This is a genomic window from Slackia equolifaciens (genome assembly GCF_003725995.1).
In the GTDB taxonomy this organism is placed as follows: Bacteria; Actinomycetota; Coriobacteriia; order Coriobacteriales; family Eggerthellaceae; genus Slackia; species Slackia equolifaciens.
In genome coordinates this window covers 59062-81263 of sequence record NZ_QIBX01000010.1, presented here as the reverse complement: position 1 = coordinate 81263, position 22202 = coordinate 59062, and the positions used below count along the sequence as shown (strand labels likewise).

The window sequence follows — 22202 nt, the reverse complement described above, 5'->3', positions numbered from 1 at the left end:
CGCCCATGGTGACACGCCGACCGTCCAGCTCACAATTCAAACGGACCTCGCGCCAGGTGCGCCAGGCCACGATTAAGAGCCAGCTTCCTAGCGAATCCTCGTCGCTTTATTCGCGTAAGCGGAAATTTTCCGACACGCGTCGCGCCCGCAATGCCCAGCGCGGCGAGATTCACCAGGTGCTGCCCAGCACCTCGACGCGCGAGAGCCGCCGGCAATACGAGAACCGCATCGGGCAGCGCGATTACCTGAAGCGCTCGGTTGCCGCGGGCAGGCGCCGCAAGGCGATCGTGGGCGTAGCGCTTGCTGCCGTCGTGCTGGTGGTTGCCTGCGTTGCCGCCTGTTTCGTGTATTTGGGCAATATCGACTCTCGTCTCGTTATATCCGATGGCGGAGCGCTTAGCGACGCGCTCGCCCCTGCGGAGGATGCCCAGGGTACGGCGGAATACACCGTGCTTGCTGCGAGCTTCGACGACCCCGGCGCCATCGAGGCGGTGGCGCTCGTACGAACCGATACGGCAAGCGGTCAGGCGACGGTGGTCGCCATACCGGGCGCCGTGACGCTGCCCGATGATACGCAAACGCTCTCTGACGCCTACGCCCAGGGCGGCGATGCGGCTTTGGTGCAGGCGGTCGAGAATCTGGCGGGCGTCCAGGCGGTCCATTACGCACGCACCGATGCGGCGGGCCTCGAGGGGCTTGTGGATGCGCTCGGCGGCGTTAACGTGACGCTCGACTCCGATGTGGCCGACCCCGATGCGGGCGATATGATGCTTTCCGCGGGTGCGCAGATCATCAATGGCCAGCAGGCGCTCTTCCTGTGTCGCGCCAACGATTTCGACCAGCCTGACGAGACCAGGGCGGCGCACATGGCGCAAGTGGCCGCGGGCATGCTCTCTAAGATGTCGACGCTTAACGGCATAGGCTACTACCTCGAAATGGATAAGATCGCCAATTGCCTGAAAACCGATATGAACGTGCGCGCGTTGGGCTCCTTCGTCCAATCGCTGCGCGGCCTTGAGCTCGGGTCGGTCATGTCGGGTGCCATGCCCGTGCAGTCGTCCACGTCGAACGGCGTGCGGGTGGTATCGGTCGAGCGGGAGTCCTGGACCTCCATGATGGAGCGCGTCAAACAGGGTCAGACTCCCAAGGAATCCCTCGAGGATGTAGTGGCATCGGTGGATGTCAATTCGTTCACTATCACTGTGAACAACGGCGGCGGAATCGAGGGCGCGGCCGCACAGGCGGCGAGCATGCTCGAGGACGGCGGATTCAAGGTGGACACCGTGGGCAACGCCAATATGCAAGTCTACGATGAGACGCTCGTCATCTATAAGGATGAAGAGCTCGAGCAGCAGGCGAACGCCGTGGTTGCCCTGCTGGGGCATGGGCGAGCGGTGTGGGATTCCATCCATTACACGTTCGACACCGATGTCCTGGTGGTCATCGGGTCGGATTGGGAGTCGGGCGATGAGGGCGCGTCTTCTTCTGACGGCGCGAATGATGAGGCCGCCTCCGATGGCGGCGCGGCGGCTTCCTCGGATGAGGCGCTCTAGCGATTGGCAATAGGCGGCCAACGGGGACGCCGGAAAGGTTTTTAATGCTTAACGATCTTTATCAGATGCTCGACCCCATAGCGTTTCAGGTGGGGCCGTTCGCGGTGCGCTGGTACGGCCTCGCATATATCGCGGGCTTCATCTGCGCGTTTCTGGTTATAGCGAACCTTGCCAAGCGCTGGAAGGTGCGCGTGGACGAGGATTCGTTCTTCACTATCGTGTTCGCCGTGATCATTGGCGTGATTCTGGGCGGACGCCTCGGATACGTGCTGTTCTACGGCGATGGGTACTATCTCCAGCATCCGGAAAAGATTCTTGCGTTCAACGAGGGCGGCATGAGTTTCCATGGGGGCCTCATCGGCGTGCTGGCGGGCGGCATGATCGCGGCCAAGATCACGCGCATCCCGTTCCTGACGCTGGCAGACATGGGGTGCGTGGGTGCCGCCATCGGATTGTTCTTCGGGCGCTGCGCCAACTTCGTCAACGGCGAACTGTGGGGCGCACCAACCGATTTGCCATGGGGAGTGGTGTTCGGCGGCGCCGCAGGCGAGGTCGCGCGCCATCCCTCCCAGCTCTATGAGGCGCTGCTCGAGGGCGTGGTCATCTTCGTGGTTTTGTTCGCGCTCTCCCGAAAAAAGCCACCGCTGCCGCGCGGCACGCATTTCGGATTGTTCCTGATTATGTACGGCACGTTCCGTTTCCTGGTCGAATTCATCCGCGAGCCCGACGTGCAGCTGGGTTATCTGTGGGGCGGTTGGCTCACCATGGGGCAGCTCCTCTCGTTGCCTCTGGTGATAGCCGGCATCGCGATACTCATTTATGCCCTTAAGATGAAGCTTCCTCAGCAGGGTATTCCCGAAATGGAACAAAAGCAGTAACATATAAGCATCGCGATGCGCATGCAGGCGCGTTTCGAGCGAGCTGCCAAGGAAAGCCTCCACCGGCTTTCGTGCAGCATCCACATTACGATATGGGCACGGTTCGCCAGAATCGCTTGAGTTTACGTCGCGGCGCGATAGTATGGTACCAATCGGCGACAGACGCCGAATTTACAAGGAGGGCCCAGCCTTCCGACCGTCCTTCAGAGGGGGATATTATGGAAATCAAGTTTTACAAGTGCGAGCACTGCGGAAACATCGCCATCAAGGTGGTTGACGCCGGCGTTCCGATGATGTGCTGCGGCGAGCGTATGGTTGAGCTGGTTGCCGGCGCCACCGACGGCGCGCTCGAAAAGCACGTGCCCGCTGTGTCTGTCGAGGGCTCGCACGTTCATGTCCAGGTGGGCGAGGTCGCCCATCCCATGACCGAGGCGCACCTGATTCAGTTCATCGTCCTGGTGACCAATAAGGGCTATCAGGTTGCCAGCCTGACCGCGTCCGATGAGCCCGTTGCCAATTTCGAGCTGGCTGAGGGCGATGCCGCTGTCAAGGTGTACGAGTACTGCAACCTGCACGGTCTGTGGGTCAAGGAACTGTAACAGGTCGAATTCCCGTTTTTCGCGCACGCCGCCTTCATTCCATCGGGGATGGGGCGGCGTGCGTTACAATGTGTGCGGTATTGAACGGGCGGCTTAGGCCGCTGCGATAGAAAAGGAGAACTCCCATGGCAATCGATAAAGAGAGGGTTTCTGAGGTTCTCAACCTCATTCGCCCCAGCCTCCAGGCCGATGGCGGCGATGTGGCGCTGATCGACGTGGCCGATGACGGCGTGGTGACGGTTGAGCTGCAGGGCCACTGCAAGGGATGCCCTATGAGCCAGATGACGCTCACCGCCGGCGTTGAGCGTATCCTCAAGGAGCACGTGCCGGGCGTGACGCGCGTAGTCAACGCAGGTTAATTTAAACGCCGTCCTCTGTGGGCGGCGTTTTATTTGTGATGCCACGAAGGCGCTTGTGCCGTTGCGACGCGACGAGGCGTCGAATCTAGCCGCTCGTGGCATGGTGCAGCGCGCGATGCGCATAGCCATGCAGCGGGGCTGATTCGAGCCTCGTCGCGTCTCGCCGTCTTTGGAGGATCGGCGGCGGCAGGGCGCGGGACATCGAACGCCCTTTTCTGGCGCATGACTCATTCGCTTTGAAAAACTGCCGATACGGTGGTGATTTGGCAGCAGAGCGCCGCTTCCGCGTATTATGTGAGGCGGCAAGCAATTCGACCGAAGGAGGACCATCATGGCGCATTGTTGGGATTTGCGTGGCTGCGACGAGGAGATGCAGAGTCGCTGCCCCCACAACACTCCCGGCGAGCCGTGTCCGCCTGACTGCAACTTTGCGGCCTGCGATCGTCCGACGCACCAGGTGGCGTACGGGCTGGCGATGTTCGACAACCCCGATGTCGATCGCAGCGTGCCGGTGAAGGAAATCTGCCGTACGTGCACGTTCTTCATCCAGCATGGCCCCACGATCAAGGAGGCCGAGTCATGCGCATAGCCGTTATCGGGGGTGGAGCGTCGGGTCTGGCATGCGCCATAGAAGCGGCGCGCGCGGGCGCCCAGGTGGAGATTCTTGAGGCAGCCGATCGCACGGGCAAGAAGATTCTTGCCACAGGAAACGGCCGATGCAACCTGAGCAACGCGGATATTTTCGCAGAGGATTACAATCGACCCGCGTTCGTCCAGGAGGCCATGAACACGCTTCCTCCGGAGGAGGTGCAGCTGTTCTTCTCCGAAATGGGGCTTTTGTGCTACCAGGAGGAAGAGGGCCGCATCTACCCGTATAGCGGCAAGGCGGCCACCGTGCTCGACCTGCTTAGGCTATCTGCATCCGAGGCGGGGGCGGTTGAGCGCTGCGGCGTGCGCGTTGCCGCAGTCGCAGCGGCGAAGGACGGCTCGTGGGATGTTCGTATGGACGATGGCTCCACGGAGCGCTTCGACGCCGTAGTCGTGTGCGTAGGGGGCAATCCCCCCAAGGGCTTGCTGCCGTCTGATGTTGCGTGCAAGCAGGCGCGTCCGGTGCTTGCGGCGCTCAAGTGCGACACGAGAGCCATCAAGGGGCTTTCGGGCATTCGCGTCCGCGCGCGCCTCTACCTGGATGTCGATGCGCAGGATTTGCGCGATGCCTGGCTTGATGTGGCCGACCCCGAGCACGATGACGTGTCGGTGGGCCCCGAGACGCGCGGCGAGGTTCTGTTCCGCGACTACGGTATTTCCGGCATAGCGGCGTTCGACATGTCACGCTACGTGCGCCCGGGCCAAACGGTTTTCATAGACCTGCTTCCCGATATGGATCCGCAGGAGAAGGTTGACTTCATCTATGATACCGCCATGGCGCATCCCGATCGCACGGCGGTCCAGGTCATGTCCGGCATGCTGCCGTCACGCGTCGCGCGCGCGGTGGTGGTTGCGGCCGGGCTCAACCCCGACGAGCCCATCATAGCCGAGCAAGAGGCCGTGGTGCTCGCCATGGTGTCCGAATCGTTCGGGCTTGAGGTCAAGGGCATAGCCGACCCCAAGCAGGCCCAGGTCATGCGCGGCGGTTACGCCGTGAAGCAGTTCGATCCCCATACGATGGAGTGCATCGCGCACCCCGGTTTGTACGTGTGCGGCGAGGCTCTCGATGTGGACGGGCGCTGCGGCGGCTACAACCTGCATTGGGCATGGACGAGCGGCATGCTCGCAGGGCGCGCTGCTGCCGGCATCGCCTGGCAGTCATTCGCTGAGTAGGTGCCGCCTGCCATACGCAGCGCGGTTCGCGGCGTATCAAAAAGGCCTTCAGCCCGTCTCGCGTGGAGGCGGGCTCTTTTAAGAGGTGTCCGATGATTGAAGTGAGCAACGTGCGCCTTCCCCTCGATGCGGGGCTGGCGGATGGTGAAAGCTTGGAAAGGCATGCCGTTGCGCATGCGCTGGGGCTGGATTCGAGCGACATCGTTCGTATGCGCTTGACAAAGCGCAGCGTGGATGCGCGCAAAAAGAGCGACGTCCATTTCGTCGCCGCCTTCGCAGTGGAGCTGGCGGGCGAGACGGAGAGGGCGGTCCTTGCACGCGGCGCGAAGGGGCAGGCACGTCTGAAGGATTTGGGCGATGGCGACGATGCATTCCACCCGCTCCGGTTCAACAGCTCTTTGGGCGAGTACCGCTTCGGTAAGCCTTTCGAGGTTCCGCCGCGCCCGGTGGTGGTAGGCGCGGGCCCTGCCGGCTTGTTCTGCGCGTGGGCGCTTGCTCGATTCGGCGCGAAGCCCATCGTGCTCGAGCGCGGCGATTTGGCCGAGAGGCGCATGCAGGTCATCGATTGTTTCAATGCGGGCGGCCCTCTTGATCCTGAATGCAATATCCAGTTCGGCGAAGGCGGGGCGGGGCTGTTCTCCGATGGCAAGCTGACCACCAACATCAAGAACCCGCGCTGCAAAGACGTGTTACGCATTTTCGTTCATGCCGGTGCACCGGAGGAGATTCTGTGGCAAGCGAAGCCGCATCTGGGTACCGACAACCTGGTGGATATCGTGTCGTCGTTGCGCGAGCAAATCAAGCGCATGGGCGGCCAGGTGATGCCTCGGACGCGCTTCGAGGGATTTCGCTTCGAGGGCGCCATGCTTACGGGCGTGCGTGTGACCGATCCATCGGGCGGGGAACGCACGATCAAAACGAATGCGTGCGTGCTCGCCTGCGGGCATTCCGCCCGCGACACGTTCGAAGAAGTGCGCGATGCCGGGCTGCTCATGGAGCGCAAGCCGTTCGCGGTGGGCGTGCGCATAGAGCATCCACAGGAGCTCATAAACCACGCCCAATACGGCGCGGCTGCCAATCACCCCGCCCTCGGCGCGGCGGATTACAAGCTTGCCGCGCATCTCCCTGACGGACGAGGGGTGTATACGTTTTGCATGTGCCCCGGCGGCGAGGTGGTGTGCGCGGCATCCGAGGAGGGCGGCGTGTGCGTGAACGGGATGAGCCGTTTCGCGCGCGACGGCGAGAACGCCAATGCGGCGGTGCTCGTGGGCGTTGAGGATCGTGACCTGCCGGGCGATGACGTGCTCGCCGGCGTCGAGCTGCAACGCCTCATGGAGCGCGCGGCGTATGACGCGAGCGGCAAAACGTATGCGGCGCCAGCCCAACGCGTGGGGGACTTTCTGACGCACCGCGCAACGAGTTCGGATGCGGGAGCGCGCAATCCCGTTCGCCCGTCGTACGCTCGCGGAGTCGCTTGGGGCGATTTGCGCGATGTGCTGCCCGCGTTCGTGGCGGATTCGATCGCCGAGGCGCTTCCGCAGTTCGACAGGCGTCTGCACGGGTTTGCCTCGCCCGATGCGATTTTGACTGGCGTCGAGGCGCGTAGCTCGAGCCCGGTGCGCATCGTGCGCGACAAGGAGACCTTGCAGGCGCATTTTGCCAACGGCGCTCTGTGCTCCGGCGTGTTTCCGTGCGGCGAGGGCGCGGGCTATGCGGGCGGCATCATGTCCGCCGCGACCGACGGCCTGCGTGTTGCCGAGGCCGTAATGCAGGCGTTCAAGAAAGAAAGGAGCGGTGTATGACCGTACTGTTCGTTGAGTATCCCAAATGCTCCACATGCAAAAAGGCAAAGAAGTGGCTGGACGAGCATGGCGTGGAATACGTCGATCGCCATATCGTGGAGGAGAACCCTACGGCGGCCGAGCTTGCCGCATGGCATAAGGCGAGCGGCCTTCCCGTGCGCCGCTTCTTCAACACGAGCGGTATGAAGTATCGTGAGCTGGGGATTAAGGCCAAGTTGGATGCCGGCATGACCGATGAGGAGTGCTTTGACCTTCTGGCAACCGACGGCATGCTGGTCAAGCGTCCGCTGGTGGTGGGCGAGGGCTTTGTTCTCGTGGGCTTTAAGGAGCCCGAGTGGGAAGCGGCTTTGCTGTAGGGACTCCTAGGAGTGCCCAAGGGACGTCCTCGAGGATGCCTCCTTTTTCTATTTGAAAGGACGTCATTGTAACGGTGAAATCGTTTCCTGAATGACGTTTTACCGTACATTTGACGCCTTTCGTTCGGTATGCTCGACATATGAGTTCGGTTGAAAGGAAGAATATGGCGAACGCTGTCGTAAGCCCTGATTTGATTCAAGTGCTCGCACGAATCGTCGGAGAAGAAAACGTGCGTGCAGACGAGCCTATGAGCGCGCATACCACGTTTAAAATCGGCGGCCCTGCCGATGCGTATGTGATGCCCCGTACCGCCGATGAGGTGGCGGCGGTTGTCCGCGCGTGCGACGAAGCGGGCGCGCCGCTTGCCGTGGTGGGCAATGGAAGCGATCTTCTGGTGGCCGATGCGGGACTGCGATGCGTGGTGATGCAGATTCTGGACAACATGGCTTCCGTGCGCGTGGAGGATACGCGCATCGTCGCGCAGGCGGGTGCGACGAATGCCCAGGTGGCGCGTGTGGCCCTCGAAGCGGGGCTCGCCGGATTCGAGTTTGCGAGCGGCATTCCTGGCACCATCGGCGGCGCGTCCATCATGAATGCGGGCGCATATGGCGGTGAGTTCAAGGATGTGTGCGTCGAGCTTGCGTGCGTGACTCCTGCGGGCGAATCGGTGCGCGTGAGCCGCGAGGAGGCTGACTGGTCGTACCGTCATTCGATGATGGGGGATGCGGGCTACATTGTTGTTGAGGCGGTGCTCGATCTGGCGCGCGATGACGCGGCGGCTATCAAAGACCGCATGGACGATCTTAAGGCTCGTCGCGAGGAGAAGCAGCCGCTCGAAATGCCTAGCGCCGGCAGTACGTTCAAGCGACCTGAGGGGTATTTTGCCGGCAAGCTCATTCAGGATGCGGGCTTGCGCGGCTATCGCGTAGGCGGTGCGCAGGTGTCGACCAAGCATACCGGGTTCGTGGTAAACGCCGGGGACGCTACGGCGGCCGATGTGCGTCAGCTGATTGTCGATGTGCAGAATCGCGTGTTTGATGAGTTCGGCGTGCGCTTGGAGCCCGAAGTGAAGATGTGGGGGTTCTGATCTATAAGGGGGGGAGGAGGGAAAGGAAGAGTCCTTTCCCTCCTCCCCCTTTGGAACCTCCGGCGCGCTCTCGCGCGCAGAAATCAGGGACTAAACACGCCACCGGCGTGTTTACTGCTCCAGAGCGCATGGGAAACCGGATGATTGGGGCTTCATCGCCCACTGGGGGCGGCGGCGCTTCGCTGGCCGCCTCGCTCACAAGTGCGGTTGGGCTTTGAGCACCACCAAATGCCTCGTGCCCTCGGTTCGCGCTTCGCGCGGTGACCTTTCCCTCCTCCGACTAGCCCCGCTTATGCAGGGTTTTTTCTCTCTTGGCGTCTGCGTGACGGGCGGCGAGGATGCCTACGACGCGTACGGCCAGGATTCCGCAGACGATTCCCAGGATCGCTCCGGCGCACACATCGCTGGGGTAGTGCACGCATAAATACAGACGTGAAAACGCGATGGCCACGGCGCCCGCCACGGCGGCTGGCTTGAACCAACGGTGCGCAAAAGGCGTCAGGCACAGTACCGTTGCCGCGGCAAACGAGCTCGACGTGTGGCCCGAAGGAAACGAGAAGCTGCTGGGAAGCTCGATGAGATTTGTTGCGAGCGTGGGATCCGCCAAGAACGGGCGGGGGCGCTCGAAGAGGTGCTTGAGGCCCAGGTCGCCGATGACGTAAGCGAGGGCGATGGCCACGATAATGGCGATGCCGTACGTGCGGTGTTTCTTGAGCATGATGGCGGTGAGCGCCACGACGAACCAGATGAAGCCCATATCGCCCAGCGTGGTGATAAACGCCATGACCGAATCCATCGCCGGCGATGCGAGCGATGACTTGATGGCGTGCAGGATGTCCAGGTCGGTATGTGTGATCGTTTCGAACATGCTCGGCATTCTACCAGAGCGACTTTACCTGGATTTTACAATGCGGCAACGTCTGTCTGACTCCATGAAATGCCTGTACGCCCGCGCCCGCGCCCGTGCTCGTGGTCGTGAGCCTGCGACCGTGCATGGCGATGCGACCAAGAGCAGCCGAACGGGTTGCTGTCGCGAATCTGTTGATTGCGCGACGGCGCCGTGTGCGGGCGTACAATAGGAGCAACCCATTCTACAGATGAACATTACGGCGTTTGCATGGTCGCTCTCCGTGGGCATTCTGCTTGCGCGCCGATCGCCATGCTGTGGCGCTTTGCTTCGACAGAATAGCCGGTTCGGGTTTTGATCGTGCTGTTTCGTTGCGGCGCTTTGCGAGTGGATGGGTCGATGAGCGGCATACGAGCGATAGAAGGAGCGATTGCATGGAAGAGCGAATGAAGAAGCTGAAGTCGGCGCGTATACGCATGCTCGTAGAGCGTTGGGCGTGGTTCATCGTGGGCGTCTTCATCAACTCGTTCGGCATCGCGCTCATAACCAAGGCGGCGCTCGGCACTTCTCCTATTTCCAGCGTGGCCTATGTGCTGAGCCTTGAGTTTCCATTCACGCTCGGCATATTCACGTTCGTAATGAACATGCTCTTCATTCTTATCCAACCGCTTTTGCTGCGGGGTGACTTCAAGGCGTTCCAATGGCTGCAGATACTGGTGAACGTCGCCTTCTCGGCGTTTATCGATGTGGGCATGGCTCTGCTCGCGTGGTTTACGCCGGTGTCGATATTCGAGCAGGCGGCGGCTCTGTTGCTGGGGTGCGCGGTGCTGGGCTTTGGCGTAAGCATCGAGGTGGCTCCGAATGTGCTGCTGGTGCCGGGCGAAGGCGCCGTGCGTGCCATCTCGATTTTTACGCATAAGCGCTTCGGGTCGTGCAAGGTCGCGTTCGACTCGACGCTTGCAGCTATCGCGATCGTGCTTTCGTTTGCGTTTTTCGGCTACCTCAACGGCATTGGCATAGGAACGCTTGTGTCGGCGGTGCTCGTGGGCAATGTGGTCAATTTCTGCAACAAGCATGTGCCGCTGACCGGCCATATCGTGAACTTGCGCATCAAGTGCGAGCGCATCGATTCCATCCTGAGGAAGACCGGCGCGCGCAAGGCGTCCGATACGGAATCGTGCGAGGCGGTAGGCGAGCGCGCCTAGGGAAACCAGGCCGGGAGCAAAGACGAAAAAGGCGCCCTTGCTCGGGCGCCTTCGTGGTGTATGGCTGCGATACGTGTGCTGCCGTGCGCGGTTGCGCTTGCGGCGCTAGATTTGCTCGAGCGCCTGGGCGACGTCGGCAATCAGGTCCTCGGTGGACTCGATGCCGCAGGACAGGCGCACCATGTCGGGGCTGATGCCGCAGGCCACGAGCTCTTCGTCGTTCATCTGGCGATGCGTGGCGTTGGCGGGGTGCAGCACGCAGGTGCGCGCGTCGGCTACATGCGTGGCGATTTGGGCGAGCTTGAGGCTCTTCATGAACGTCTCTGCCGCGGGACGCCCGCCCCCAAAGCCGAAGCTCACTACGCCGCAACCCCCGTTGGGCAAATACTTCTTGGCAAGCTCATGGTACTTGTCGCCGGGAAGGCCGGGGAATTTGACGAAGCTGATCTTGGGATGCTGGCTCAAAAACTCGGCCATCGCCTGGCCGTTCTTGCAATGCTGCGGCATGCGCACGTGCAGGCTTTCCAGACCCAGGTTCAAGATGAACGCGTTCTGGGGGCTCTGGATGCATCCGAAGTCGCGCATAAGCTGAGCGGTTGCTTTGGTGATGAATGCGCCTGCCTGGCCGAACTTCTCCGCGTATACCACGCCGTGATACGTTTCGTCCGGAGTGGTAAGGCCGGGGAACTTGTCCGCGTGCGCCATCCAGTCGAAATTGCCGGAGTCGACGATCGCGCCGCCGACCGCCGCGCCATGGCCGTCCATGTATTTAGTGGTGGAATGCGTCACGATGTCGGCGCCCCATTCGATGGGTCGGCAGTTGACGGGCGTGGGGAAGGTGTTGTCAACGATCAGCGGTACGCCATGGGCGTGGGCGGCTTGGGCAAAGCGCTCGATGTCGAGCACGGCGAGCGCGGGGTTGGCAATGGTCTCGCCGAATACGCATTTGGTGTTGGGGCGGAAAGCTGCCTCGAGCTCTTCGTCGGAGCAGTCGGGGGCAACGAAAGTGCACTCCAGGCCCATGCGGCGCATGGTGTGGGCGAGCAGATTGTACGTGCCGCCGTAGATGGCAGAGCTTGCCACCACGTGATCGCCGCAGCCTGCGATGTTGAACACGGCGAAGAAGTTAGCCGCCTGCCCCGAGGAGGTCAGCATGCCTGCCGCGCCGCCTTCGAGCTCGGCGATTTTCGCCGCTACGGCATCGTTGGTGGGGTTTTGCAGGCGGGTATAGAAATAGCCCGACTCCTCGAGATCGAAGAGCTTGCCCATGTGCTCGGAGGTGTCGTATTTCCACGTGGTGGACTGATAGATGGGAATCTGGCGCGGTTCAGCGTCGCCCGGACGATAGCCGCCCTGAACGCAAGTGGTGCCGATCTGTTCGGTCATGGGGACTCCTAACGCTTCTTCCGCTCGCCATCGTCGCATTGCGGATGCGTCCGAGGCGAGCCCAATGATGCGTGAGCCATTATACGTTTGCCTGCCCGTCAAGCTGCTTCGCGAGGAGGATTTAACGCAATAGTCGCATGGCGTTGCGACGTGTCGTTTCGGGGTTGTCTTTTGCGTTTGGCGTACGCCGCGGTCAAAAACGCCTCAAATGGGCGCTGGGCGGGTTCCCTGCGGCCCGCCCAGCCTCTGGGAGGCGGCTCAAAGGGCGAGAATCGGTGTCGTCGCCCAGCTTTCCGGGTGTTTTCGGGCGTTCGCGCCGCCGAGATGGCAAGATTGGGCGATGTCTGCGGTTCTGCGAACGAGCCAATCGCCCATTCGGGGCGAATTTGACCAGCCCGTCGAAAACGAGCGCCCTGTTCGCCCATTGGAAGCATTTTTGACCACATGGCAGGGTGGAATCCGCTTCGATGGGTTTCATTCGGGTCTTTGAGAAATAAAAAAAGAGCCCCCTTAGAGGCTCTTTGCAAATCAGATGGCGGGATGTACGAGACTCGAACTCGCGACCTCCGACGTGACAGGCCGGCGCTCTAACCAACTGAGCTAACACCCCAGTGCGTTGAAAATGATGGCGGGATGTACGAGACTCGAACTCGCGACCTCCGACGTGACAGGCCGGCGCTCTAACCAACTGAGCTAACACCCCATCAGTTTCAACCGCTGCTCTCTGAAGCAGCCCGCATATAGTACCGAGAAACAATCCAACGCGCAAGAAGAATTTTCAACTTCTTTAAAATTTTTTTCCGAAAGCGTGCGCGCGGTCCGCTCTGGCGCCCGCGGCGTTTCTGCAAGACGTGGACCTCCACGAACTTTCGATGGGGCCCGCTCTGGCGCCCGCGGCGCTTCTTCCATCAAGAGGAAACAGATTCTTCAACGAATCATTAACGATTGGATATTGACGGCATGCGCCCCATGATTCATTCAAATCTGGGGTCTACACTTACGCTTTCCATCAAATGCCGTGCGGGCTCAATCCTTTTCGGCGCATTCAATTCGCACGAGAGCAAGGAACGGAGGCGTCTTGTGCGCATATTACGTTATCTGAAGAACTCGAAAATGGCGGTTGTGCTGATTGTCGCGTTGCTGATCGTGCAGGCGTTCGCCGACCTGTCGCTTCCGCGCTACACATCTGATCTGGTCGATGTCGGCATCCAGCAAAGCGGCATCGAGCATGCCTCGCCCGACCAGATGCGTGCGTCCACGTTCGAAGCCACGTGCATGCTGGCCTCTGAGGAAGGGGAGAGCCTTATTCGCGCGTCGTATGCCTCATCCGATGACGGCACGTATGCGCTCACCGATGAGGGCTCCAAGCAGCGCGAGGCTCTCGATGACGCTATGGCTTGGCCTATGGCCATCGTGTACTTCGCCGACCAGGCGTCCGAGGAGGGCGCACGCGCGTCGGGGGGCGCCGCAGGAGGGGATGCCGCCGCATCCTCGGGAGAGGAGTCGGCTTCTGCCAATGGGGCGTTCATGCAGGACGGCTTCGACCTTGCGCAGCTCGTCCAGGCGTACCAGGCCGGCTCGATTTCTAAGGACGACGTGCTTTCCATGGTGGATTCCGCCAAAGATCACCTTTCTGGCGTGAGTGATTCGCTCGTCGACCAGCAGGCCATCGCGGCCGTGAAGGCGGAGTACGAGGCGCTGGGGCTCGACATGGGGGCAATCCAGATGGGCTGCCTTTTGCGCATCGGCGCCCAGATGCTCGGCGTTGCGGCGCTCATGGCCATCGTCTCGGTGGCGGTGGGCTTTCTTGCGTCGCGCACGGCCGCCAAGGTGGCGCGCGGCCTGCGCGAGCGGCTGTTCTCCAAAGTGCTCTCGTTTTCCGATGCCGAGGTCCAACGCTTCTCTGCTGCATCCCTGATTACGCGCGGTACCAACGACATCCAGCAGATTCAGATGGTGCTTACCATGGTGCTGCGCATGGTGCTCTACGCGCCCATCCTCGCCATCGGCGGCATCATCATGGTGTCGCGCACCAATGCCTCTATGAGCTGGATCATCGTGCTCGCCGTGGTGGTGATCTTCCTGATCATCGGCATTCTCATGGCGATCGCGCTGCCCAAGTTCAAGGTCATGCAGAAGCTCATCGATCGCGTGAATCTGGTTGCGCGCGAGATGCTCAACGGCTTGCCCGTCATCCGCGCCTTCGGCCGTCAGGATTTCGAATACAAGCGCTTCGACGACGCGTCCACCGCCCTGTATCGCACGCAGCTGTTCACCAACCGCGCGATGACCTTCATGATGCCCGCGATGATGCTCGTAATGAACGGAGTGTCGGTGCTCATCGTATGGGTGGGCGGCTCCTATATCGATTCCGGCACCATCCAGACAGGCGACATGATCGCGTTCATCACCTATTCCATGGTCATCATCATGTCGTTTTTGATCATCGGCATGATGGCGATCATGCTGCCGCGCGCCGATGTCGCCGCCGAGCGCGTGAACGAGGTCCTTTCTACCGAAAGCTCCATCCACGATCCCGCTCGCCCCGTGGAGCTGCCTGCTTCTGGGGCCGCAGGGGAGCGTCGCGGCGCGCGCATCGAGTTCAAGGATGTGACCTTCGCCTACGACGAGGGGAGCGAGCCGGTGCTGCGCCATATCAGCTTCATTGCCGAGCCGGGCGATACGCTGGCGATCATCGGGCCAACGGGATGCGGCAAGTCTACCGTGCTCAAACTGATCGAGCGCTTCTATGACGTGTCGGCGGGCGCTGTGCTCATCGACGGCGTGGACGTGCGCTCCCTGCGCCAGCACGACCTGCGTTCGCTTTTGGGCTACGTACCCCAAAAGGCGTTTCTGTTCTCGGGCAGCATCGCCGATACCGTGCGGTTCGGCGCGCCCGAGGCAAGCGACGACGACGTGAGCGCCGCGCTTGAGATCGCGCAGGCGGCTGATTTCGTGGGGGAGAAGGAAGAGGGCGCCGAGTCGTTCGTGTCGCAAGGCGGCGATAACGTATCGGGCGGTCAGCGCCAACGTCTCTCGATTGCCCGCGCCATCGCTACGGACGCTCGGGCATATCTCTTCGATGACAGTTTTTCGGCGCTCGACTACGCGACCGACGCCCGCCTGCGTGCGGCGCTCGCATCTAAGTTGGGAGATGCCACGAAGGTCATCGTGGCGCAACGTATCTCCACGGTGCTCGACGCTACCACCATCGTGGTGCTTGACGATGGCGAGATGGTGGGCCGCGGCACTCACGCCCAACTTTTGCGCACCTGCCCAACGTACCGCGAGATCGCCGAATCGCAGCTTTCGCCCGCCGAGATCGAGCGCACGCTCTCGCAGGGGGATGGTGCCGTCCGGTGCGACAACGCCGCCTGCGAGGAAGGTGCCGCACAGGAGAAAGGCGCCGCCCAAGGCGGGGATGCCCAGAAAGGAGGTGGGGTCCGATGAGCGCACGTGACACGCACGCTCAGGCCTCTTCGCGCCCGCCTCGCCGCGGGCCTATGGGCCACGGCCCCCGTGCGATGATGCCGGGGGAGAAGGCGGCCGACTTCAAGGGCACGATGAAGAAGCTGCTGGCGTTCATGGGGGCATTCAAGGTTTCGCTTGTCGTGCTGCTCGTGTTTGCCGTGGCATCCACGGTGTTCACCATCGTGGGTCCCAAAGTGCTCTCCACCGCCACCACCGAGCTTTTCGAGGGCATAGCGGCCAAGGTCGCGGGCACGGGCGGCATCGACTTCGGCGCAGTGGGAACCATCCTCGCCACCACGCTCGCTCTTTACTGCATATCTGCCGCCTGCTCGTTTGTGCAGGGTTGGCAGATGACCCATATCTCGCAAAAGACCTGCTATATTCTTCGTCAGCGCATTGCCGAGAAGATCGACCGCCTGCCTATGGGCTATTTCGAGCGCACGAGCACGGGAGATGTGCTTTCGCGCATCACCAACGACGTGGACACGCTCGGCCAGAGCCTCAACCAGGGCGTGACGCAGCTTGTGACCAGCGCCGTGACCATCGTGGGCGTGGTGGCCATGATGCTTTCCATAAACGCGCCCATGACGCTCATCGTGCTGCTCATCGTGCCGGTGTCCCTTGTTCTGGTGCGTGTGGTGGTGTCGCATTCGCAGAAGCATTTCCGCGCCCAGCAGAAGAACCTCGGTGCCATCAACGGCCAGGTGGAAGAGACGTTCTCGGGTCACGCCGTGGTGCATGCGTTCGGTCGCGAGGAGCAGATGCTCGAAAAGTTCCGAGCCACCAACGAGAAGCTCTACGAATCGGCTTGGAAGTCGCAGTTCCTTTCGGGCCTCATGATGCCGGCTATGAACCTGGTGGGCAATCTTGGGTACGTGGCCGTTGCGGTGTCGGGCGCTGCGCTTGCCATTCAGGGGGCAATAACCGTGGGCGACATCCAGGCGTTCATCCAATACGTGAAAAACTTCACGCAGCCCATCACGCAGCTTGCCCAGGTGTCCAATGTGCTCCAGCAGATGGCTGCGGCAGCCGAGCGCGTGTTCGAGTTCCTCGACGCCGATGAGGAGGATGCGGTTCCGGCCGCTGACGCCGTGGCGCCGAAGCAGGCGTGCGATGCGGCAAGCGGGACGTCGCATTTCGGCGTTGACGCAGGGAGCAGCGCGCTTGCTCGCTCCGGCGCGGAAAGCGGCGAGTCGCCCATGAGCGTGGAGTTCGACCATGTGCGTTTCGGCTACGATCCCGACTCCCCCGTCATCAAGGATTTCTCCGCGAAGGTCGCCCCCGGCCAGACGGTGGCGCTGGTGGGTCCCACGGGCGCCGGCAAAACCACCATGGTGAAGCTGCTCATGCGCTTCTACGACGTGGATGGAGGTGCCATCCGAATCGGCGGGCGCGACATCCGCGACATGAGCCGCGACGAGGTGCGCGCGCAGTTCGCCATGGTGCTGCAGGACACGTGGCTGTTCAAGGGAACCATTCGCGAGAACATACGCTACGGGCGTCTCGATGCGACCGATGCCGAGGTGGAGGCGGCTGCCAAGGCGGCGTTCGCCGACCACTTCATCTCGACGCTGCCCGGCGGCTACGATATGGAGATCAACGAGGACGCGAGCAATATCAGCCAGGGTCAGCGCCAGCTGCTCACCATCGCGCGCGCCGTGTTGGCCGATCGCCGCATGCTTATTCTGGACGAGGCCACCTCGAGCGTGGACACGCGCACCGAGGAGCGCATCCAAATGGCGATGGATAACCTGATGCGCGGCAGAACGTCGTTCGTGATCGCGCACCGGCTCTCCACGATTCGAAATGCCGATCTGATCCTGGTGCTCAACCACGGCGACATCGTGGAGCAGGGCACGCACGCGCAGCTGCTCGAACTTGGCGGAGCGTATGCCGAGCTGTATAACTCGCAGTTCGCCGATGCGGAGGCGACCGATTGCGCCGAGAGATAAACGCCCCCGTTTTGGTGCGCGGATTTGCCGATAGGCGCTGCGAAGGTTAGAATTTCAGGTGCCGCTTTTCGCGACGTGCGCGGGGCGGCGCCTGAGCGATTGAGAAAGATATGTCTGGAAGCACTCTACATAAAATTGCCGCCTTCGATTTCGATGGCACATCCATCAGGGGAAATTCCCCCGTTCTGCTCGTGCGCTACCTTTTGCGCGACAAACTTCTGGGAAAACGCGTCACCGCGAAAATCGCGTCGTGGGGCATCGCTTACAAGCTGCGCCTGCCTCAGAACGAGGCGTGGGTGAGGGGCCTTGTGTTCACCGCGTTCGAAGGGCTCCCGCAACGCGAGGCCGACGAGTATCTGCGCGCGTTTTACGATGAGGTGATCGCAGGGCAGGATCGCTTCCGCCCGCAGGCCGATGCCGCCATGCGCGCGCTGCGAGAACAGGGCGTAGAGGTGCTTGTGGTTTCCGCCACGTTCGAGCCCATCATCCAACGCGCCCAGGAGCTCCATCCGTTCGACGGATTCATCGCCACCAAGATGGCGGTGGATGAGCACGGCTGCTATACCACCCATGTTGATGGGCCGTGCGTAGAGGGCCAGGAGAAGGTCAACTGCATACGCGCCTACGCCGATGCCCGTTACGGCGTTGGAAACTGGGAGCTCGTGGAGGCCTACGGCGACCACCATTCGGATGCGCCGCTGCTTTCTGCCGCCACGCGCGGTTTTGCCGTGTGCCCAGACAATCCGCTCGAGCGCGAGGCGCGTCGCCGCGGCTGGACCGTGCTCGACTGGAGCGAGGATGTGAAGAATTAAGGGCGCAATGCTCAAATCTTTCCCACGCGGTTTGCGCGTGCGCCTCCGCTTGTCTAAACTTTAACTGATACCTTTTCATTGACAATTCCCAAGGAGGTGGGCCCTCATGTTCGAAAGCAAAGACAACGAATCCAATTTCGCCGATCAGCATCAGGAGCCAGCCGACGCCCACGAGCCTCGGGCCGATTATCTCTCCGCTGCCCGCGAAGCCAAACGGGCGGGCGATAAGGTGCTTGCGATGCATTTGTACATGACCGCCTATGAGGAGTCATGCAAGCGCAGCCCTCTGCCCGATATGGACGCCATCGGCGCCCTGCGCGAGGCGTGGGAGGTCGCGTGCGATTTGCGCGAGCGCTCCATGGCGGAATACATTTTCGACAAGCTTGAGCCGCATCTGACCGGTGATGAGACCGAGCGGTTCGCGCGCCGCCTGCAGGATTTGGCGCTGGACAAGCTCTCCGAATTCGGCATTTCTCGAGCCGATCTGGAGGATATGGCTGATTTGATTTCGGAAGAAATCGGCGCGCATGCCCATATTTCAGGCATCACCCCCATCGTCTCGGCGCTCTATCCCGAGTCCGAGGACGGCGCGGGGGAGGAGCAGCCCGAAGGGCAGCTTGATGAGCTGGAGGTTCAGGCGCAGCAGGGCGATCAGTCCGATGCGGTCGTTGAAGGGGAAGCCTCTTCAACGGAGAGCGCCTCGGCGGATGCGCCGGCTGCTAGCAAGGCGCGCATCGTGGGCGTAGGCAAGCTTAAATCGGCGAAGGGTAAAGACGCCGATACGCGCACGGCGCCGCGCCGCACCATGGATTTCAGCGATCTGGTGGGCTTCGACGGCATCATCGAGGATACCCGCGCATTGGGCATCGGCATCAAACAGGACGAGGCATATCGCCTGCTCATCGATACGCTGCGCGCTCAACATGGGCTCGATAAGCTTTCCGCCAACGGCACCGTGGTGTACCGCACCTCGTCGCGCGAAGACGCCTCGGTGTTCATGACGGCCGTGGTGGGCGAGCTGGGGCTTCCCGCGATGCGCGTGCAGATGCAGCCCGGCCCGCAGGGCATGCCCGTGCTCTGCGTCACCGTGTCTGCCGATCGCCAGCCGCGCCTGACCGGGCGCATGACGCTTGACGCCCCGGGTGTGCTCGTGCTCGAGGATATCGATCTGTGGGGCGCGCCGCTCATCGAGGCGGCGTCCGCCTCCGACGGCGAGGGCATCATGTTCGCCAATATGGCCCGTGCCGCGCGCGAGGCGATCACCCTCATCAGTACTGCTGTTGCCAACCCCGATATCTACGTGCTCGCATCCATGGCCGGCGATGCACCCGATCAGGGCTACCTCTATGACCTTATGGAGCCTATGCATATCGTGGATATCTACTTGCCCGACGAGCTCGAGCGTCGCGCGATTTGGGACTGCATGGCGCTTGACCATCCGTCTATCAGGCAGCTCGACCTGAGCAGGCTTACGCGCCTGTCGCGCAATCTGTCGCGCACCGACATCGCCACCGCGGCACGCGAGGCGGTGGAGGATGCGTATCGCCAGGGTCTTAAGTCGCGCCACTACGTGCCGGTGACTCAGGAGATGATGTACGAGCACATCTCTAACTTCCAGCCGCTGGATTCCGATGAATACCACCAGTTGGAGGATGCCGTTGTGAAGGAATTCCGCGCCCAGATCGAGCGGTTCGAGGCCGAAGGCGGCCGCCTGGGCGCCGACGATGCGATGGGCTGGTGATGCGCGATGGAGCTGACCCGCAGAAGCGATTACGCGTGCCGCATCATTCGCGCTGCCTACGAGAGCAAGGACGCGTACGTGTCGGTGTCCGAGGTGGCCGACCGAGAGGGGATTCCCTATGCGTTCGCGCGCAGCATTCAGCATGACCTGGTGCGCGCCGGTCTGCTCAAGACCGTGCGTGGAGCCAAGGGCGGTCTGACGCTGGCATGCGATCCGTCCACTACCACATTGCTCGAGGTGCTTGAGGCGCTGCAGGGGCCGCTCATGATGTCCCCGTGCGCCGACAATCCCGAGTATTGCGAGAAGTGCGGCATGTGCGAGTTCCGCAGCGTATGGAAGCAGGCTGACAACATTCTTCGCGACTTTTTCGACTCCATTACGCTTGACGCGCTGTTCTCCAAGGGGCACGCCTAATGGTCGCGCGCACCGGAGATGCCGGTGCATGTGACGGCCGACCGGACATGTATGCCCTCCGGTCTGCTCGCTCCGCAGGCGACTGCGATCGAAGCGCATCGCAACAGCATAGAAGCAACGTTGCCGCCCCGAAGTCCGGGGCGGTTTCGCACTCTGCGCTCACGGTGCCGCGTGCCGATATGGACGCTTTCGTGGCCGAGGTGCGGGCGCAGGGCAAAGAGCTCTACCGCGACCTCCCATGGCGCAACACGCGCGATCCGTACGAGATATGGATCTCGGAGGTCATGCTGCAGCAAACGCAGGTGGCGCGCGTGCTGACCCGCTGGGAGCGCTTCCTTTCTCGGTTCCCCACCGTTGACGCCCTTGCCGCCGCCTCGTCGGGCGATGTGGTGGAGGAGTGGCAGGGCATGGGCTACAACCGGCGGGCGCTTGCCCTGAAGCGCGCGGCCGACATTTGCTCCGAGCGGTTCGGCGGCCGCATGCCCGAGGGGGTGGAGGAGCTCATGAAGCTTCCCGGCATCGGCGAGGCCACCGCCGCCGGCATCACGGCGTTCTCGCGCGATGTGCCCTGCGTCTATATCGAAACCAACGTGCGTGCCGTGTTCATCCATCGGTTCTTCCCGGATGCCGAACGCGTGACCGACAAACAGCTGCGGCCGCTTGTCGAGGCCGCATGTCCGGCAGAGGACGTGCGCGGGTGGTATTACGCGCTGCTAGACGTGGGCGCGTATCTTAAGAAAACCCAGGTGAACCCCAGTCGTCGCGCCGCTGCCTATACGCGTCAGAGCGCGTTTGAGGGCTCGCGTCGCCAAAAGCGCTCGTGGCTTCTGCGTGAGGTCATGGCAAGCCCGGGCATTAGCGGCGACGACCTGTTCGCACGCCTCAATCGAGCAGAACGCGAGGCGGCGCGCGACGGCATCGATCGTGCCGCCTTCGATTCCATCATGGCTGATATGGAGCGCGAGGGGTTCTTTGCGCGAGACGGCGCGGGCTGGCGCTTGCTTTAGCGGCGCGCTTTCTCGGAAACGTTCGGTTTGAGGGCTTGCTTCGGCATCGTGGGTGATTCTTCGGTAGTTTACGGCTCCTCCGAAGACAACGTGCTAGCAGAGGAGTATGCTGGCGCATGACGGCATGGCCGTTGCGCGCATGTTGCGCGATGTTTTTCGACCCCGGGCGCGATGCCACGGGAGAAAGGGGGACGACCCATGGAGCTTAAGGGCACCCAGACCGAAAAGAACCTCATGACTGCGTTCGCCGGCGAGTCGCAGGCGCACACGAAGTATCTTTACTATGCCTCCCAGGCGAAAAAGGACGGCTACGTTCAGATCCAGAACATTTTCGCCGAGACCGCCAAGAACGAGTCCGAGCACGCCAAGCTCTGGTTCAAGGCGCTGCATGGCGGCAAGATTCCTACCACGTTGGAGAACCTGGCCGACGCGGCTGCCGGTGAGAACTATGAGTGGACCGACATGTACGCCGAGTTCGCTAAGACCGCCAAAGATGAGGGCTTCGACGAGCTCGCGCGCCTGTTCGAGGGCGTGGCTGCCGTAGAGAAGGAGCACGAGGCTCGCTATCGCAAGCTCATCGAGCGCATCAACGCCGGCGAGGTGTTCAAGCGCGGCGAGGTGCACGCGTGGAAGTGCAACAACTGCGGCCATATCCACATCGGCACCGAGGCGCCGCTTGTGTGCCCCGTTTGCGCGCATCCTCAGGCCCACTTCGAGATTCGCGCCGAGAACTACTAAGGCGAATGAAATGCCCGGGATTGATTTCCCGGGCATTTTTGCTCTCTCTGGGTAGAAAAACGTGTTACCGGTGATTGGGTTTGTAGCACATCGTGTTACGAACCCTTTTATTATTCACACAGTCGTGCCTTTTGCCGCGAATATGGCCAGTCTGTGCGGAAAGTGACGGAACG

19 protein-coding genes and 2 tRNA genes are annotated in these 22202 nt (G+C 61.8%); 17 read left to right on the top strand and 4 right to left on the bottom strand.

All coding sequences use genetic code 11. The features are described 5' to 3' along the window. Positions 1-56: 56 nt before the first annotated feature. The 9 genes from DMP06_RS06765 to murB all read left to right on the top strand — a co-directional run bounded on the left by DMP06_RS06765 (position 57) and on the right by murB (position 8456). Entirely contained in the window at positions 57-1553 is a 1497-nt protein-coding gene (locus DMP06_RS06765; RefSeq protein ID WP_161957854.1) for an LCP family protein, read from the top strand. A 44-nt stretch (positions 1554-1597) separates the two neighbouring features. Beyond that, a complete protein-coding gene (gene lgt, locus DMP06_RS06760; RefSeq protein ID WP_123208977.1) occupies positions 1598-2431 on the top strand; it encodes a prolipoprotein diacylglyceryl transferase in 834 nt (277 codons plus the stop codon). A 218-nt stretch (positions 2432-2649) separates the two neighbouring features. Next, positions 2650-3030 carry a desulfoferrodoxin family protein gene (locus DMP06_RS06755; protein WP_123208976.1) on the top strand — a complete coding sequence of 127 codons (381 nt, stop codon included), beginning with the start codon at positions 2650-2652 and terminating at the stop codon, positions 3028-3030. Between the two features lie 125 nt (positions 3031-3155). Continuing rightward, positions 3156-3389, top strand: coding sequence for a NifU family protein (locus tag DMP06_RS06750; protein WP_123208975.1), 234 nt, complete (start codon positions 3156-3158; stop codon positions 3387-3389). Between the two features lie 331 nt (positions 3390-3720). After that, positions 3721-3978, top strand: coding sequence for a hypothetical protein (locus tag DMP06_RS06745; RefSeq protein WP_123208974.1), 258 nt, complete (start codon positions 3721-3723; stop codon positions 3976-3978). Next, a complete protein-coding gene (locus DMP06_RS06740) occupies positions 3969-5210 on the top strand; it encodes an aminoacetone oxidase family FAD-binding enzyme (RefSeq protein ID WP_123208973.1) in 1242 nt (413 codons plus the stop codon). Before DMP06_RS06745 ends, DMP06_RS06740 begins: the two co-directional genes overlap by 10 nt. 92 nt (positions 5211-5302) lie before the next feature. Continuing rightward, positions 5303-7012 (top strand): FAD-dependent protein, encoded by a 1710-nt coding sequence (locus DMP06_RS06735; RefSeq protein WP_123208972.1) that lies wholly within the window; start codon positions 5303-5305, stop codon positions 7010-7012. After that, positions 7009-7368, top strand: coding sequence for an arsenate reductase family protein (locus tag DMP06_RS06730; protein ID WP_123208971.1), 360 nt, complete (start codon positions 7009-7011; stop codon positions 7366-7368). The genes DMP06_RS06735 and DMP06_RS06730 overlap by 4 nt, the downstream gene beginning before the upstream one ends. Positions 7369-7532: 164 nt before the next feature. Then, positions 7533-8456, top strand: coding sequence for a UDP-N-acetylmuramate dehydrogenase (gene murB, locus DMP06_RS06725; protein ID WP_123208970.1), 924 nt, complete (start codon positions 7533-7535; stop codon positions 8454-8456). A gap of 280 nt (positions 8457-8736) precedes the next feature. Here the strand turns inward: murB and DMP06_RS06720 are convergent, their stop codons facing one another. Next, a complete protein-coding gene (locus DMP06_RS06720; RefSeq protein WP_161957853.1) occupies positions 8737-9324 on the bottom strand; it encodes a phosphatase PAP2 family protein in 588 nt (195 codons plus the stop codon). A 413-nt stretch (positions 9325-9737) separates the two neighbouring features. On the opposite strand from DMP06_RS06720, the gene DMP06_RS06715 reads away from it, so the two are divergent. Then, positions 9738-10508: a YczE/YyaS/YitT family protein gene (locus DMP06_RS06715; RefSeq protein ID WP_220092545.1), complete on the top strand. Its 771-nt coding sequence runs from the start codon at positions 9738-9740 to the stop codon at positions 10506-10508. A 105-nt stretch (positions 10509-10613) separates the two neighbouring features. Here the strand turns inward: DMP06_RS06715 and DMP06_RS06710 are convergent, their stop codons facing one another. The 3 genes from DMP06_RS06710 to DMP06_RS06700 form a co-directional block, all read right to left on the bottom strand. Further along, on the bottom strand, positions 10614-11894 hold the full coding sequence (locus tag DMP06_RS06710; protein WP_123208968.1) for an O-acetylhomoserine aminocarboxypropyltransferase/cysteine synthase family protein: 1281 nt from the start codon (positions 11892-11894) through the stop codon (positions 10614-10616). A 533-nt stretch (positions 11895-12427) separates the two neighbouring features. Further along, a tRNA-Asp gene (locus tag DMP06_RS06705) sits at positions 12428-12504 on the bottom strand. A 16-nt stretch (positions 12505-12520) separates the two neighbouring features. Then, positions 12521-12597, bottom strand: a tRNA-Asp gene (locus tag DMP06_RS06700). Between the two features lie 377 nt (positions 12598-12974). Between DMP06_RS06700 and DMP06_RS06695 the strand changes: the two genes are divergently transcribed. From DMP06_RS06695 to rbr, 7 genes are all read left to right on the top strand, one after another. Next, entirely contained in the window at positions 12975-15344 is a 2370-nt protein-coding gene (locus tag DMP06_RS06695) for an ABC transporter ATP-binding protein (RefSeq protein ID WP_123208994.1), read from the top strand. Continuing rightward, entirely contained in the window at positions 15341-17317 is a 1977-nt protein-coding gene (locus DMP06_RS06690) for an ABC transporter ATP-binding protein (RefSeq protein WP_123208967.1), read from the top strand. The genes DMP06_RS06695 and DMP06_RS06690 overlap by 4 nt, the downstream gene beginning before the upstream one ends. Positions 17318-17427: 110 nt before the next feature. Then, positions 17428-18129: an HAD family hydrolase gene (locus DMP06_RS06685; RefSeq protein WP_123208966.1), complete on the top strand. Its 702-nt coding sequence runs from the start codon at positions 17428-17430 to the stop codon at positions 18127-18129. A gap of 106 nt (positions 18130-18235) precedes the next feature. Then, positions 18236-19870: a hypothetical protein gene (locus tag DMP06_RS06680; protein ID WP_123208965.1), complete on the top strand. Its 1635-nt coding sequence runs from the start codon at positions 18236-18238 to the stop codon at positions 19868-19870. Positions 19871-19876: 6 nt separating this feature from the next. Next, positions 19877-20284, top strand: coding sequence for an RrF2 family transcriptional regulator (locus DMP06_RS06675; RefSeq protein WP_123208964.1), 408 nt, complete (start codon positions 19877-19879; stop codon positions 20282-20284). Between the two features lie 179 nt (positions 20285-20463). After that, positions 20464-21291, top strand: coding sequence for an HhH-GPD family protein (locus tag DMP06_RS06670; protein WP_181443030.1), 828 nt, complete (start codon positions 20464-20466; stop codon positions 21289-21291). 198 nt (positions 21292-21489) lie between these two features. Then, complete coding sequence (gene rbr / locus DMP06_RS06665) at positions 21490-22029, top strand: rubrerythrin (RefSeq protein ID WP_123208963.1); 540 nt, start codon at positions 21490-21492, stop codon at positions 22027-22029. Positions 22030-22202 lie beyond the last annotated feature (173 nt).

Coding starts and splice junctions, on each gene's coding strand:
- DMP06_RS06680 (WP_123208965.1), top strand. CDS start 18,236: ATGTTCGAAAGCAAAGACAACGAATCCAATTTCGCCGATCAGCATCAG.
- DMP06_RS06670 (WP_181443030.1), top strand. CDS start 20,464: ATGGACGCTTTCGTGGCCGAGGTGCGGGCGCAGGGCAAAGAGCTCTAC.
- DMP06_RS06720 (WP_161957853.1), bottom strand. CDS start 9,324: ATGTTCGAAACGATCACACATACCGACCTGGACATCCTGCACGCCATC.
- lgt (WP_123208977.1), top strand. CDS start 1,598: ATGCTTAACGATCTTTATCAGATGCTCGACCCCATAGCGTTTCAGGTG.
- DMP06_RS06675 (WP_123208964.1), top strand. CDS start 19,877: ATGGAGCTGACCCGCAGAAGCGATTACGCGTGCCGCATCATTCGCGCT.
- DMP06_RS06710 (WP_123208968.1), bottom strand. CDS start 11,894: ATGACCGAACAGATCGGCACCACTTGCGTTCAGGGCGGCTATCGTCCG.
- DMP06_RS06755 (WP_123208976.1), top strand. CDS start 2,650: ATGGAAATCAAGTTTTACAAGTGCGAGCACTGCGGAAACATCGCCATC.
- DMP06_RS06690 (WP_123208967.1), top strand. CDS start 15,341: ATGAGCGCACGTGACACGCACGCTCAGGCCTCTTCGCGCCCGCCTCGC.
- DMP06_RS06730 (WP_123208971.1), top strand. CDS start 7,009: ATGACCGTACTGTTCGTTGAGTATCCCAAATGCTCCACATGCAAAAAG.
- rbr (WP_123208963.1), top strand. CDS start 21,490: ATGGAGCTTAAGGGCACCCAGACCGAAAAGAACCTCATGACTGCGTTC.
- DMP06_RS06750 (WP_123208975.1), top strand. CDS start 3,156: ATGGCAATCGATAAAGAGAGGGTTTCTGAGGTTCTCAACCTCATTCGC.
- DMP06_RS06735 (WP_123208972.1), top strand. CDS start 5,303: ATGATTGAAGTGAGCAACGTGCGCCTTCCCCTCGATGCGGGGCTGGCG.
- DMP06_RS06740 (WP_123208973.1), top strand. CDS start 3,969: ATGCGCATAGCCGTTATCGGGGGTGGAGCGTCGGGTCTGGCATGCGCC.
- DMP06_RS06715 (WP_220092545.1), top strand. CDS start 9,738: ATGGAAGAGCGAATGAAGAAGCTGAAGTCGGCGCGTATACGCATGCTC.
- DMP06_RS06745 (WP_123208974.1), top strand. CDS start 3,721: ATGGCGCATTGTTGGGATTTGCGTGGCTGCGACGAGGAGATGCAGAGT.
- murB (WP_123208970.1), top strand. CDS start 7,533: ATGGCGAACGCTGTCGTAAGCCCTGATTTGATTCAAGTGCTCGCACGA.
- DMP06_RS06685 (WP_123208966.1), top strand. CDS start 17,428: ATGTCTGGAAGCACTCTACATAAAATTGCCGCCTTCGATTTCGATGGC.